The 13,726-nt window shown below is 58.3% G+C and carries 12 protein-coding genes and 1 pseudogene; 6 read left to right on the forward strand and 7 right to left on the reverse strand.

What is annotated here, in order from left to right:
• Positions 1-208, forward strand: a 208-nt coding sequence (locus QZ766_RS07530) for an MmcQ/YjbR family DNA-binding protein (RefSeq protein ID WP_297199623.1), incomplete at its 5' end; no start/stop codon positions are given.
• 140 nt (positions 209-348) lie between these two features.
• Positions 349-1,002 (forward strand): oxygen-insensitive NAD(P)H nitroreductase, encoded by a 654-nt coding sequence (gene nfsB, locus QZ766_RS07535; RefSeq protein WP_297199626.1) that lies wholly within the window; start codon positions 349-351, stop codon positions 1,000-1,002.
• Between the two features lie 33 nt (positions 1,003-1,035).
• Here nfsB and QZ766_RS07540 read toward each other — a convergent pair whose 3' ends face one another.
• The gene (locus QZ766_RS07540; RefSeq protein WP_297199653.1) at positions 1,036-1,842 is read right to left on the reverse strand and encodes a helix-turn-helix transcriptional regulator; all 807 of its coding nucleotides are present in this window, start codon (positions 1,840-1,842) and stop codon (positions 1,036-1,038) included.
• On the opposite strand from QZ766_RS07540, the pseudogene QZ766_RS07545 reads away from it, so the two are divergent.
• Both QZ766_RS07545 and QZ766_RS07550 read left to right on the forward strand, forming a co-directional pair.
• A pseudogene (locus QZ766_RS07545) lies at positions 1,823-2,107 on the forward strand (MFS transporter); the annotation flags it as partial. The gene QZ766_RS07540 and the pseudogene QZ766_RS07545 overlap by 20 nt on opposite strands.
• Positions 2,108-2,190: 83 nt before the next feature.
• Positions 2,191-3,435: a mechanosensitive ion channel family protein gene (locus QZ766_RS07550; protein ID WP_297199629.1), complete on the forward strand. Its 1,245-nt coding sequence runs from the start codon at positions 2,191-2,193 to the stop codon at positions 3,433-3,435.
• Positions 3,436-3,507: 72 nt separating this feature from the next.
• On the opposite strand, the gene pheP is transcribed toward QZ766_RS07550, so the two are convergent.
• From pheP to QZ766_RS07565, 3 genes are all read right to left on the reverse strand, one after another.
• Positions 3,508-4,905, reverse strand: a complete 1,398-nt coding sequence (gene pheP / locus QZ766_RS07555; protein ID WP_297199633.1) for a phenylalanine transporter — start codon at positions 4,903-4,905, stop codon at positions 3,508-3,510.
• Between the two features lie 106 nt (positions 4,906-5,011).
• Positions 5,012-7,213: a TonB-dependent siderophore receptor gene (locus tag QZ766_RS07560; RefSeq protein ID WP_297199636.1), complete on the reverse strand. Its 2,202-nt coding sequence runs from the start codon at positions 7,211-7,213 to the stop codon at positions 5,012-5,014.
• A 73-nt stretch (positions 7,214-7,286) separates the two neighbouring features.
• Positions 7,287-8,360, reverse strand: coding sequence for a YncE family protein (locus tag QZ766_RS07565; RefSeq protein ID WP_297199639.1), 1,074 nt, complete (start codon positions 8,358-8,360; stop codon positions 7,287-7,289).
• Positions 8,361-8,653: 293 nt separating this feature from the next.
• On the opposite strand from QZ766_RS07565, the gene QZ766_RS07570 reads away from it, so the two are divergent.
• Positions 8,654-9,205, forward strand: a complete 552-nt coding sequence (locus QZ766_RS07570; RefSeq protein WP_297199642.1) for a flavodoxin family protein — start codon at positions 8,654-8,656, stop codon at positions 9,203-9,205.
• A gap of 37 nt (positions 9,206-9,242) precedes the next feature.
• Here QZ766_RS07570 and QZ766_RS07575 read toward each other — a convergent pair whose 3' ends face one another.
• The 3 genes from QZ766_RS07575 to QZ766_RS07585 all read right to left on the reverse strand — a co-directional run bounded on the left by QZ766_RS07575 (position 9,243) and on the right by QZ766_RS07585 (position 12,214).
• On the reverse strand, positions 9,243-10,016 hold the full coding sequence (locus QZ766_RS07575) for a coniferyl-alcohol dehydrogenase (RefSeq protein WP_297199644.1): 774 nt from the start codon (positions 10,014-10,016) through the stop codon (positions 9,243-9,245).
• Between the two features lie 448 nt (positions 10,017-10,464).
• Positions 10,465-10,956, reverse strand: a complete 492-nt coding sequence (locus tag QZ766_RS07580; RefSeq protein WP_297199646.1) for a hypothetical protein — start codon at positions 10,954-10,956, stop codon at positions 10,465-10,467.
• A gap of 349 nt (positions 10,957-11,305) precedes the next feature.
• The gene (locus QZ766_RS07585; RefSeq protein ID WP_297199648.1) at positions 11,306-12,214 is read right to left on the reverse strand and encodes an N-acetylmuramic acid 6-phosphate etherase; all 909 of its coding nucleotides are present in this window, start codon (positions 12,212-12,214) and stop codon (positions 11,306-11,308) included.
• A gap of 171 nt (positions 12,215-12,385) precedes the next feature.
• On the opposite strand from QZ766_RS07585, the gene dcuS reads away from it, so the two are divergent.
• Positions 12,386-13,726: DcuS/MalK family sensor histidine kinase (dcuS, locus tag QZ766_RS07590; protein ID WP_297199650.1), on the forward strand; the 1,341-nt coding region annotated here is incomplete at its 3' end.

Below are 13,726 nucleotides of genomic sequence, written 5' to 3' on the forward strand. Positions count from 1 at the left end.
GAAGGCCGAGCCGGCGCAGGCCCTGCTGCATCAGGCTATCTATCAAAGTATTACGCCGGGATACCACATGAATAAAAAGCACTGGATAAGCGTGCACGGCGGCGGAGAAATCACCGCCGAACTGCTGGAATCGCTGATAGACGACTCGCGGGATCGGGTGATTGATACCCTGCCCCTGCGCGTGCAGCAGCGCCTTAGCCCGCGCTAGCGACGCGCGCCTTTACTCAGGCTTTTTGCAACAAATCGGATAAGTGTTATCACATTTTTCCCCTTATCATTTTCCCCCGTTACCTGTACTCTGCTCCCACTAAATGCGCCACAACGCGCTGTTTCTATTGAGGAGTTATTATGGATATCATCTCTGCTGTTAAGAAACGCTACTCCACCAAAGCGTTTGATGCTGCTAAAAAACTGACCGCTGAACAGGCTGAAAACCTGAAAACCCTGCTGCAATACAGCCCGTCCAGCACCAACTCGCAGCCGTGGCACTTTATCGTCGCCAGCACCGACGCAGGCAAAGCGCGGATCGCTAAATCCACCGCGGAAGGCTACGTGTTCAACGAGCGTAAGATCCTCGACGCCTCCCACGTGGTGGTGTTCTGCGCGAAAACCGCGATGGACGACGAGTGGCTGCAAAAGGTACTGGATCAGGAAGATGCCGATGGGCGCTTCGCCACGCCGGAAGCGAAAGCCGGCAACAACAAAGGCCGGGTATTCTTTGCCGATATGCACCGCAAAACCCTGAAAGATGACGATCAGTGGATGCAGAAGCAGGTCTACCTCAACGTCGGCAACTTCCTGCTGGGCGTTGGCGCAATGGGCCTGGACGCGGTGCCAATTGAAGGCTTCGACGCGGCGGTGCTGGATGCCGAATTCGGTCTGAAAGAGAAAGGCTACGCCAGCCTGGTTATCGTTCCGGTCGGCCATCACAGCCAGGAAGATTTCAACGCCGCCCTGCCTAAATCACGCCTGCCGCTCTCCGTTACCCTGACGGAAATCTAAGCGCAGCGGCCCGGCCAGACGCGCCGGGCTCAATTACGCCTGCTTATCCAGCCATGCCAGCGCCCGTTCGCTTTCCTCATCCGTGGGCAAATACACCAGCATCCGTGCACCATCGCGCGGTGCGGAATACCAGTACATCTGCTGCAAATTGAAGCGGCCCAGCTGCGGGTGATTAAATGTTTTAATCTGATTCTCCACGCCCCGCACGTCGTAGCGCTGGTGCCAGAGCGCTTCAAATTCTGAAGACGCGGCAAAAAAACGCGCCAGCTTCTCTTCCCATTCAGGATCGCCCGGGTGTCCGGCCATCGCCGCGCGAAAATAGGATACAAAGGTCGGTAGCACGTCCTGATTGGCGATGCGGCTGCGCCAGGCGTCGTGCGTTAAATAGAGATAAATACAGTTGCGATCCGCCTCATCGAGCGCCGCGAAATCAACACCCATCAGGCGGCAAAAGCTGTCATTCCACGCGACGATATCGAAATTTGGCCGCTGAATACTGGCGGGCTGCGGCATCAGGCTGTCGAGCAACCGCCGGGTACCGCTGCTAATCCCTTCGCATTGAACTGCCGGATGCGACTCCGGCGGCGTCAGCCCGGCCAGCGTAAACAGGTGGCGGGTTTCCAGCGGACTGCACTGGAGCGCGCGGGCGACCGCCTCCAGCACCGCGGCGGAGGGATGGACATCCCTGCCCTGCTCAAGCCACGTATACCAGGTCACGCCGACGTCGGCGAGCATCGCCACCTCCTCGCGGCGCAGCCCCGGCGTGCGCCGCCGCCCGCTGCTCGGCAGCCCCAGCCGCAGAGGATCGAGACTTTTGCGCCGGGCGCTGATCGTCAACAGCTATTACCGTATCGGCATGCGCGATATTGACGCCCGGGACGCCGGGGCCGGCAGCGCAATTCTGAGCACCGTACAGCAGGCTACCCTCGGCCTCGGACCGGCGCTGCTGGGCAGCCTCTTTCTGGCGCTGGCAGATAGCGGTAGTGGAATCACCGCGATGACAGGCACGCTGGGGATGGAAATGGCAATGATGCTGCTGCTGGTTACGCTTGCCGTATGCTACCGGCATCATCTGCACGCAGAACGCATTATTCCCGGCAAATGAACGATTTTTGCCACAAAATCCCCCTGTATTTGCATCTTATCTCTACAGCCGTCATCATACGCGCTGCTATATAAGGAGACGTTATGCAGGAGTTATTACTAAAAATCCAGGCGATGGGCATTGATGTGAACCACACCACGTCACTGATCATCCGCTTTGGCATCATCGCACTGACCGCCATCGTGCTGCACATTATTCTGCACCGCGTGGTGTTAAGAACCTTTGAAAAACGCGCTACCGCCAGCAGCCACCTGTGGCTGCAAATCATCACCCAGAATAAGCTGTTTCACCGCCTCGCCCTGCTGCTGCAGGGGATCGTGGTGCAGGTTCAGGCCGAGCTGTGGCTGGAAAAAGGCACCGAAGCGCACGGGATCCTGCTGACCTGCGCGCAGCTGTGGGTCATGCTCTACTCGCTGCTGTCCTTTTTCTCGCTGCTGGACGTTATTCTCAACCTGTCGCGCCGCTTCCCGTTCGCCGCGCACCTGCCGCTGAAAGGCATCGTGCAGGGGATTAAGTTAATCGGCGCCATTCTGGTCGGGATTTTGATTATCTCCCTGCTGCTGGGCCAGTCGCCGGCGATACTGATAAGCGGCCTGGGCGCGATGGCCGCGGTGTTAATGCTGGTGTTTAAAGACCCGATCCTCGGGCTGGTGGCGGGTATCCAGCTGTCGGCAAACGACATGCTGCGCCTCGGAGACTGGCTGGAGATGCCGAAATACGGCGCCGACGGCGCGGTCACCGATATTGGGCTAACCACGGTCAAGGTACAGAACTGGGATAACACCATCACTACCATCCCCACCTGGTCGCTGGTTTCCGACTCGTTCAAAAACTGGAGCGGGATGTCTGCCTCCGGCGGGCGGCGCATCAAGCGCAGCATCAGCGTGGACACTACCAGCATCCACTTCCTCGGCGACGAGGAGCAGCAGCGGCTGATTCAGGCGAAGCTGCTCAAGCCCTATCTTGACAGCCGCAGCCAGGAGATCAGCGCCTGGAATCAGGAGAACGGCAGCGGCGACTCCATTCTGAACCAGCGCCAGCTGACCAACATCGGCACCTTCCGCGCCTATCTGAATGAGTACCTGGTTAACCATCCGCGCATCCGCAAAGATATGACCCTGATGGTGCGCCAGCTGGCACCGGACGCCAACGGGCTGCCGATTGAGATTTACTGTTTCACCAATACGGTGGCCTGGCTGGAGTATGAGGCGATTCAGGCGGATATTTTCGACCACATCTTCGCGGTGGTAGAGGAGTTCGGCCTGCGCATTCACCAGACGCCGACCGGCAACGATATCCGCTCGCTGGAAAACGCCTTTAAGCCGTAAGGCGTATCTCCGCCCGGTAACGAAAAAGCCCCCGCGAGAACAGTCTCGCAGGGGCTTTTTTATGCCGCGCGGTTAGCCCTGGCGGGGGCGGCGCAGCGACTTAAAGGCCACAAACAGCACCAGCACCCACATCGGCAGCAGGATCGCCGAGGTGCGCATGCCGTCGATGGTCAGCATCAGAATAAAAACCATCAGCATAAAGGCGATACACAGGTAGTTGCTTGCCGGAGAGAACAGCGCGCGAAACTTCGGCTCGCGCCCCTTGCGGCGCTGGGCGGCGCGAAATTTCAGGTGCGCGAGGCAGATCATCACCCAGTTCAGCAGCAGGGTCGCCACCACCAGCGCCATCAGCAGGCCGAGGGCGTCCTGGGGCAGCACGTAGTTAATCACCACCACCAGCGAGGTTACGGCTCCCGACAGCAGCAGCGAATTGACCGGCACGCCGCGGCGGCTGACGCGGGTAAGAAAGGTCGGAGCGTTGCCCTGGATGGACAGGCCGAACAGCATCCGGCTGTTGGAGTAAACGCCGCTGTTGTATACCGATAGCGAAGCCACCAGAATGACGAAGTTCAGCGCGGACGCGACGATATTGCTGTCAAGATCGTGGAAAATCATCACAAACGGGCTGCTGTCCGGCTTGATATTGATCCACGGATAGAGCGACAGCAGCACCACCAGCGAGCCGATATAGAACAGCAGGATGCGGTACACCACCTGGTTAACCGCTTTGGGAATGGATTTCTGCGGGTCCTGCGCTTCCGCGGCGGTGATCCCCACCAGCTCCAGACCGCCGAAGGAGAACATGATCACCGCCAGGGAGAGGATCAGGCCGTGCCAGCCGGTGGCCTGAAAGCCGCCGTGCTTCCACAGGTTGTCGAAACCCACCTGCTTGCCGCCGTGACCGCTGAACAGCAGCCACAGGCCGAAGCCGATCATGCCGATAATCGCCAGTACTTTGATCAGCGCGAACCAGAACTCGGTTTCCCCGTACAGGCGCACGTTCACCAGGTTGATGGCGTTGATAATGATGAAGAACGCGGCGGCCCAGATCCAGGTCGGGACATCCGGCAGCCAGTACTGCATGTAGATCCCGGCGGCGGTGAGCTCCGCCATCCCTACCAGCACGAACATCACCCAGTAGTTCCAGCCGGAGAGAAAACCGGCGAACGGCCCCCAGTACTTATAGGCAAAATGGGCAAACGAGCCGGAGACGGGCTCCTCAACCACCATTTCGCCGAGCTGGCGCATAATCAGAAAGGCGATGATACCGGCGATGGCGTAGCCGAGAATAACGGCAGGCCCGGCAATCTGAATTGCGGGGCCGATACCGAGGAATAAGCCAGTGCCGATAGCACCGCCGAGGGCGATAAGCTGAATATGGCGGTTGTGCAGACCGCGCTGAAGCGTCGGCTGTGACTCCGACACGGCATCCTCAGGTTGGGTTCTGGATGCTAATGACGCGTTTTTCACGTCGTTCCCCTGTTGTATTTTTACAGAAGGGGCACCTTTTAACACTTCATCCGACGCGCCGCAAGTGTCGTCCCGGCAGGCTGCTGCCGGGACGCGGGTGGCGTTATCAGAAATCGTAGCTCATGGAGACCTTCACCGTGCGCGGATCGCCCTGGTAAAGGTAGCCGGAGTTGTCATTCGATCCGGACCAGTATTTCTTGTTGGTGACGTTCTCAAGCCCGACGCGCCATACCATCTCGTTGCCGTCAGCGTTGACGCGGGTGCGGTAGCGCAACCCGAGGTCGAGGGTGGTGTAATCGCTGAGCTTCTTATGGTTGGCCGCGTCGGCGTACTGGGAACCGGTGTGGTTGACCCGGGCGGTGGCGGTCAGGCCGTCGACCGGCTTGATGTCGTACTCCGCCCCGAGCACCCCGTAGAAGCGCGCCACGCCCACCGCGGTGTTGCCGTCATTCACGCCGCCGGCGGTTTTGCGCATCTGCGGATCGATCCAGGTGGCGCTGCCGTTCAGGCGCAGGCCGAGCACCGGCTCGCCGAACACGTTCAGCTCCACGCCGCGGTGACGCTGTTCGCCGTTGAGGCCGAAGTAGCCCGCGCTGTCGGTAATAGCCAGCGGCTTCTTGATCTCAAACAGCGCCAGCGAGCCGCCGATGCGGCCGTAATCCACTTTGGCGCCGATCTCGTTCTGCTTCGAGTGCATGATGCCGACGCTTTCGCCCTTGTTGATCACCGAGTCGTTCAGCGGCGCCCGGGTGCCGGGCTGCAGCGCTTCGGTGTGGTTAGCGTACAGGGACAGGCTTTCCCACGGCTTGTACACCAGGCCGTAGGTCGGCATCCAGCGGCTGTCGGTAAAGTGCGAGCTGCTGTCCTCGCGCCCGGTCTTATTGCTGTAGCCGCGCACAATCACCGTCTGGTAGCGCGCCGCGCCGGTCAGCAGCACCTTGTCATTAAACAAGCCCAGGGTGTCGCTCAGCAGCCAGCCCTGCGTGCGCTGGCGTCCGGTGGTGAGCGGATCGTGATAGTCGCCGCCGAAGAAGGAGTTGTCCGGCTTATCAACGTTGTGATTATCGTAGATGTTGGTATGCGGCAGCACGGTCGCCATCCGCCACGCGGTTTTGTCTTTCAGGATCCGCGCCGAGTAGCCGACGTTGACCTTGTGGCTTATCGGGCCGGTATCGAAGTTGCCGCGAATGCCGCCCATGCCGCTCCAGCCGTCGGTAATGCGGTTGGTATCCATGCGGCTGACGGTGGCGTCGCCGTCGCGGTTAAGCAGCTTCGGGGTGCTGTAGGTGCCGGTTTCGTGAGCGTGCTGGCCGCCGAACGCGGCGTAGGTGGTCCAGCTGTCGGTCAGGTCGTATTCGGCCTTCGCCATGCCGAACTCGCTCTCCATGTCGCTGTAGCCCCACTTCTGCCCGTAGTTTTTCCGGTTATTCGGCACTTTCGGCACAAAATCCACCCCGCCGGTGTTGAGGCCCATCTCGCCGCCGTGGAAAGTTTTCTTCTGGTAACCCAGATCGAGGGAGGTGCGCAGGCGATCACCGCGATAGTCCAGCGCCGCGGAGGCAAGGGTGGTGCGGCTGCGCTCATCGTCCAGCACCCCGTCGCCCTCGCGGTGCACCAGGTTGACCCGCGCGCCGTACTGGCCGCTGTCGCCAAAGCGGCGGCCCACGTCCAGCGTGCCGCCTACCTGAGATTTAGAGGTGTAGTCCACACCGACGCTGGTGACCGGCGTATCTTCCGCCCGCTTCGGCTCCAGGTTAATCAGCCCGCCAACGCCGGAGCTGGAGGCACCGTTCACCAGGCTGTTAGCGCCTTTGAAGATCTCCACCCGATCCAGCATCTGGGTGTCCACCACCTGGCGCGGCACGATGCCCGGCAGGCCGCCGAAGGTCATGTCGTCGCCGTCAAAAATAAAGCCGCGAATGCGGTAGGACTCGCCGAAGTTGCCGAAGCCCTGCACCGGCTGCACGCCCGCATCGTTACGCACCACGTCGGCGATGGTTTTCGCCTGCTGGTCTTTAATCAGTTTTGAGGTGAAGCCGATAACGTTGAACGGCACGTCCATCGCCTTCTGCTCGCCGAGCATGCCGAGGCGGCCGCCGTGGGCTATCTGCCCGTCGAGAAACGCCGGGACCAGCTGGTCGCCGCCGGGTTTAAAATCGCTGCCTTCCGTGGCCTGTACAACCAGAGTCTCTTCTGCTGGTTTGCCCGCGACACCGTCGGCGGCGCTGGCAGAGTAAGTCACCGCGCCGGCAGCCAGCGCGAGGAGCGTTTTGCGAAAGGCAAACGCGTTGATAGAGGTATTTTGCATAATGGATTCTAACGAGACAAAGGAGAAAAAATGGCCCGCTGGCGGGCCACGGTAGCGTTTACAACTCGGTAATTCAGTTCAGGGCGATGCGCACGACGCTGTCGAGGCCGCTGGCGCTGTGGTCTTTATTAAGAGACTGCTTCACGGTGACGAACAGGGTCTGGCCGTCGGCGGAGAGCAGCAGGCTGTTCGGATTCGGCTTCAGATCCCAGCTCTTTTTCACCGCGTAGGAGGTGGCGTCGAGGCTCAGGACTTTGCCGGACTCGCGCTGGGCAATGTAGATCTCATGGCGTTTAGGGTTAAACACCACGCCCAGCGAGTCGCCCACATCGAGCTGTTTGATGACTTTGCCGCTGTGAATATCCAGCACCAGCGTAGTTTTGGCCTTGCTGTTGTCGGTCACGAACAGGCGGCCGGTATCGCGGTCTTCGGCAATATTGAGCAGCAGCGCGGGCTTATCGCCCAGCGGCTTCCAGCGGTGCTCGATGCGGTTAGTGCGCGGATTAATCACCAGCAGCTCGCCGCCGCCGTTGGCAACGTAAATGCGGCCGGTGGCCTCCGAATAGTGGAAGCCGGTCATCCATTTACCGGTGTTTTTAATGCGGGTTTTCAGCTTCAGGGTTTTGGCATCCAGCACCCAGATCAGCGCCGGATCGGCCACCGCGCCAACGTACAGGTTGTCGTTATGCACCAGCAGCTGGCGCGCGCCGTAGGGCAGACCCTTTTCATTACGCTCCGGGAACAGCGCCCGGCCGCGCACTTTGCCGTCGGCGGTATTAATGGCGGTGACGCCGCCGTCAAGGGTGTTGCTGACGTACAGCGTGCTGCCGTCCGGAGAAATGGCTGCGGCGAAGTCTTTTAAATCGGTATAGGTCACGCCTGTGGTTTTGAGGGTTGCCGGATCGAGCTTGTACACCGCCCCGCCCTGCACGTCCTTAAAGCCTTCCGAGCTGGCAACGTACAGCGCGTCGCCTTTTGCGCCCGGTGCCATTTCATACAGGCCCTGCGCCAGCTCGCGCTTCACAATGTTCTCCGCTGCGGGCGCGGTTTTTTCTGCCCGCGGCGGCGTCTGCGCGGTGGACGTACCGTGGGCGGCGCAGCCGCCGAGGGCCAGCGCGAGGGCAATAAGGGAAAGCTTAAGCTTCATCGGACAATCCTTGCAAAAGAATAATGAAAACGAGAACTATACGCATTATCTTTTGTTGTTCAAGTGCGTTTCAAAATTTATATTTAATCAAGACATGCCCTTCTTTCACGCGGGGCGAGCGCCGCATAACAGGCTGCCGGCATCGGCTATGGCGACCTAAGTGAAACCTCGATTCACTCGTACTGCATACTTAACACATAAGCACGGCTAAGAATGGACTATAAAAAATCAAAAAGTAATGTTATTACATATTTATAAGACTTTTTGTTATACAACATCAGGAGATACGCGCTATGACAGCAGTAACCGTTGTTTACTTTTCCGGATATGGCCACACCAGACTGATCGCCGAAACCGTCGCCGAAGGCGCTCAGGCCGCGCTAGTCGAAATCGATGGGCAGGGCGACATCACCGAGGCCCAGTGGGAGCAGCTGCAGCAGTCAGACGCCATTATCTTTGGCGCCCCCACCTACATGGGCGGCGCGCCGTGGCAGTTTAAGAAGTTTGCCGACGCGTCATCACGCATCTGGGCGGTGCGCGGCTGGCAGGACAAAATTTTCGGCGGCTTTACCAATAGCGCCAGCCTCAACGGCGACAAGCAGGTGACGCTCATCTCGCTGCAGACCCTTGCCTCGCAGCACGGCGGGATCTGGGTGAGCCTCGGCCAGCTGCCCGCCAACAAGCTCGCGTCAACCCGCGAGGAAGCTAACAGCCTCGGCGGCTCGGTAGGCCTGCTGGCGCAGTCGCCTTCCGACGCGGGGGCCGATAAAATCCCATCCGGGGATTTAGAGAGCGCAAAAGCCTACGGCAAGCGCGTGGCGGAGATTGCCGCCCGTCTGAAATAGTGTTTGCTGCGCCGGGCCGTTCGGGCCCGGCGTAGGATCAGAACTGATACTGTTCGGCTAGAATATTGGCAAACATGCCGCCATCGACGTAAATATTGCTGCCTTTCAACCACGCGGAGCGGCTGCTCAGCAGGAAAGTGACCACCGAGGCTATTTCTTCCGCTTCGCCCGCCCGGCCAATAATAGACATATCGTCTTTTACCCGCTTGCCCATCGTCTGAACAAAGTCATCCAAAATTGGGGTTTTTACCGGCCCGGGGCTGACGGCGTTCATGCGGATCCCGCGCGCCTGCCAGCGGAAGCGGTTCTGCATCGTCCAGACAATCAGCGCTTCTTTAGTAAACGGGTAGGTACTCTCCGCCGTCATACTGTTGTCGCGGATAAAATCAACAACCCCGTCAAAGGTGAGCGACTCGGCCTTTTTGATAAGCGGCAGCGACTCGCGCCAGTTATAGCCGGACAATGAAGCGAGATTCACCACAGAGGCACCCTCTGCAAGTTTCTCAATGGCTCCCAGTGCGAAGTACTTCAGACCGACGAGATTGACAGCGAGGATGTTATTGGCGCTCTGGGTTGGCGGCAGTCCGGCAATGTTACCCAGCGCGCTGGCACCCTCGGGCAGCGCGGCAATGGCGCGATCGATGGACGCTTTATCGGACAGATCGGCCTGGATAAATTCAGCGACCTCAAAATCAGGCGCTTTAATGTCAACGCCAATAACCTTACCGCCATTTTTAATAATGTCTTTTGCTGTCTGCGCGCCAATACCGGACGATGCGCCGGTGATAATCACGGTTTTGTTTTCAAACATATGACCTCCGCTGTGTAATAAATGATGAGATAACATCACAAAGAATAACATCACGTCAAGAAGGGCTTTTTGCATTGACTGCGGTTTTGGCAGCGCGTTGCTGAGCGGCAGTGTTTTTTAGCAGGGAGGTACAAAGTAAGTCAGCACTGAACCTTAATAACGCGGGCAATTTCTCATTTTTTCGCAGTGTATATCAGAATTGAAAATAAAATTAAAAATCATATAGTTGTATAAAAATACCACCTCTTCTGCGTTAAGCTACTGACCGAAAGCTATCCGCGCCAGGCCGAGAGCACAATGACAACCAGTGCAAAAATCGCGGTTGTACCCCACGCGTATTCTGGCCAATAGCTTCCAGCTAACGAGCCAAAACAAACAATTAGAATGATGCAAACGGCGATATTAACTAAATATCTTAACTGCCAGCGTAACCATCTCTTAAAGAAGCTCATGATGTAATCCGCATAATAGATTCAGCCACATTTTGCTCTGACGAGATAGCACGTAATATTGGAGGATTTCTTTCGATAATTTTCTCAATTAAGAAATATAGTATCTCAATTTTTTCGTGATATAACGCATTATAAAAAATGCCATCACGCAGTTTCAGTCGCTGTGCGGCATCAGCAGCGTCCTGAACGACACCATATAAATCAGCAAAAGATACAGCCCAAGTAGAGTACTTAAACATTTTACTTTCGATAGTTGTAGTTAGGCTGAATGAATAAACAGCCGATGATGTAATTCCTGCACTCACCCCCTGCTTAGTTAATGACCCAATAGCAAACTTCGCCTCCATCTTTGTCAGATTTTTAACTAATCGCTGAACTTTAGTTAAATCGTGATGCTCATCATAATTTTGCAAAAGTAACGCGACATAAACTTTCATCATAAAGTTAATAACGTTTTCATTACGTGCGAGACGTGTAAGTGACGTCAAAAATCTAATATCCTCAGATTTCTGATTCGCACAAACATCCCGATAGTTGTCAGTAAAACAGCTGGTATAATAAATAGCCCTGCCGACACCGGACTTAATTTTCTTAGCTTGTTATATAACACCATCAGCAACCCCAGCTAAAGATTTATCAAGCGTAGTCGCTAAGTATTCATCGGCCTGGAGTCCTGATAATATCTGAGAGTTACTGTACATATCTTGGCTATAGAACTCAAAACTATTGGACGATAATTAAATGTGTTTTGTTAACGATATTCTGATGCAGTACAAAACTCAAGTTTCATTAATCCCAAAACAGTCCTGCCGCCCCGGACGGCAGGGCCATATTAACTTAGCTGACCAAATCCCCCGCCTCAGAAAGGGCAATCCGCAGGCTCTCGCCGTTTTCACTTAACAGCTCGCGGGCGCGCCACGCGTCGAGGCCGCTCAGCAGCATCAGAATCGCCGTGCGGCAGTGGTTGTTACACTGCCCCAGCGCGGTTTTAGCCTCGGCGCGGCCGCAGCCAGCGGCTTCCATCACGATGGCGATCTGCCGCTCCTGCCAGCGGGTGCTGCTGGGGGCTAAATCGACCCGCATGTTGCCGTACACCCGGCCACAGCGCACCGCCAGCGCCGTAGTGAGCATGTTTAATACCTGCTTTTGCGCCATGTGCGCCTTCGGGGTGTTGTAGCCCGCCACTACTTCCGGCCCGGTCTGAGGCAGAATCGCGATGGTCGCCAGCTGCGCCGCTTCGGTGTTTTCCTGTTCGCTGATCAGCGCCACTGTCGATCCCAGGGACCAGGCGTAGCGCATCGCGCCCCACAGCCACGGCGTTTTGCCGCTGACGCTCAGGGCTACCAGCATGTCATTTTCGCTAAAGGCGATGGCCTGCAAATCTTTCATGCCCCGGTCGTAATCCCCCGCTACACCGTCGATGGTTTGCATCATTGACAGCGCGCCGCCGGCAATCAGCGCCATCAGGGAGTGCTTGTTGTCCGGGGCGAACTCGCCGGCGGCCAGCACCGCGGCGCGCCCGGAGGCACCCGCGCCGGCCAGCACGACTCGCCCCCCGCGCCCGACAACAGCGGTGGCGCCGTCCACGAGGCGGGTAATTTCCGGCAGGCAGGCCGCCACCGCATCGGCGATCTTGCGATCGTCATTGTTGATCAGTTCCAGCATGTCGCGGGTGGCGAGACGGTCAATATTTGCCGTGGCGGCATTGCGGCGCGCCGAAGCCGAAGCGGCAGGATTACTGCGCATAATCACCTCCATTCACTGTGGTTTTAGCGTCACTATAAGTAAATTGTGCGCAGCTGCCTGCGAGTAGGGTCACGCTTCTCCCGCCGTCCCCGGATTTCTTCGTTTTCAGCGCCTTTATGAAACGCGCCCTTTCGGTAATAATGGCCCTTTCCCGGCAATATAAGGCTCAGCATGAGCAACGCTACCTCTCCCCCGGCGCAGCAAAAGCCGCCCATGAAGCTCGGCACCCGGGTTTCGCTGATGGTCTGTGGCGTGGTGGGCGCCGTCCTGCTGCTGGTCTGGAGCCTGTGGCTGGTGCAGATTGGCCACGCCACCCGCGACGGCGTTAAAGAAACCGCCCTCGCCGTGGCCCGCACGCTGGCGGACTCGCCGGAGGTCAGGCGCGGCCTTACCCTGCCGCCCCGCAATAACCCCATCCAGTCGTTGACCGAGGCCGTCAGGCAGCGCAACGATCTGCTGTTCGCGGTGGTCACCGACATGCGCGGCGTGCGCTACTCCCATCCCAACCGACAGATCATCGGCCAGCGCTTTATCGGCGACGATTTAACGCCGGCGCTGGCGGGTAAAGAGAATGTCTCGGTTAATCACGGCGTGCTGGCCCAGGCGCTGCGGGTATTCACCCCGATTTACGATGACCAGCACCGCCAGATTGGCGTGGTGGTGGTGGGCATTTCGCTGGCGAAGGTTGATGAGCAGGTAAGCGAGAGCCGCTGGAGCATGCTGTGGAGCGGCCTGTTCGGCGTGCTGGCCGGTGCGCTCGGCATCGCCGCGCTGGTGCGGGTGCTCAAACGCCTGCTGCTGGGGCTGGAGCCGTGGGAGATAACCATGCTGTTCAAGCAGCGCCAGGCGATGCTCCAGTCCCTGCGGGAAGGGGTTATTGCCGTAGACGCCAAGGGGCGGATGACGGTAATAAACCACGCCGCGCGCAAGATGTTGCTCTCCGCGCCGGAAGACCACGCGGGCGAGGACGCGGGCCAGCGGATGCTGCTCGACGCCCTGCGGGAAGTACTCGCCAGCGGCAGGCCGCTCAAAGATCTGGAGATGGGCTGCAACGGGCGGCTGCTGCTGTGTAACATCGCCCCGGTGCGCAGCCAGGGCACGACTATCGGCGCCATCAGCACCTTCCGCGATAAAACCGAAGTCAGCCAGCTGCTGCAGCGCCTCGACGGCATGGTCAACTACGTGGACGCCCTGCGCACCACCTCGCACGAGTTTATGAACAAGCTGCACGTGATCCTCGGCCTGCTGAGCATGAAAAGTTACGATCAGCTGGAGCGCTACGTGCTGCAGACCGCCGAAACTTACCAAAGCGATATTGGCGCCATTCAGCACCAAATCAAATCGCCGGTAGTGGCGGGCTTCCTGCTGGGCAAAATCAGCCGGGCCAAGTCGCGCGGCGCGCGGCTGAACATCGCCGCAGAGAGCCGGGTGCCGGATAACGCCAACGAGAAGCAGGTCACGGTGCTGGTGACGGTGCTGGGCAACCTGATTGAAAACGCGCTGGACGCGATG

Source organism: uncultured Pluralibacter sp. (assembly GCF_913775985.1).
Taxonomy (GTDB): Bacteria; Pseudomonadota; Gammaproteobacteria; order Enterobacterales; family Enterobacteriaceae; genus Pluralibacter.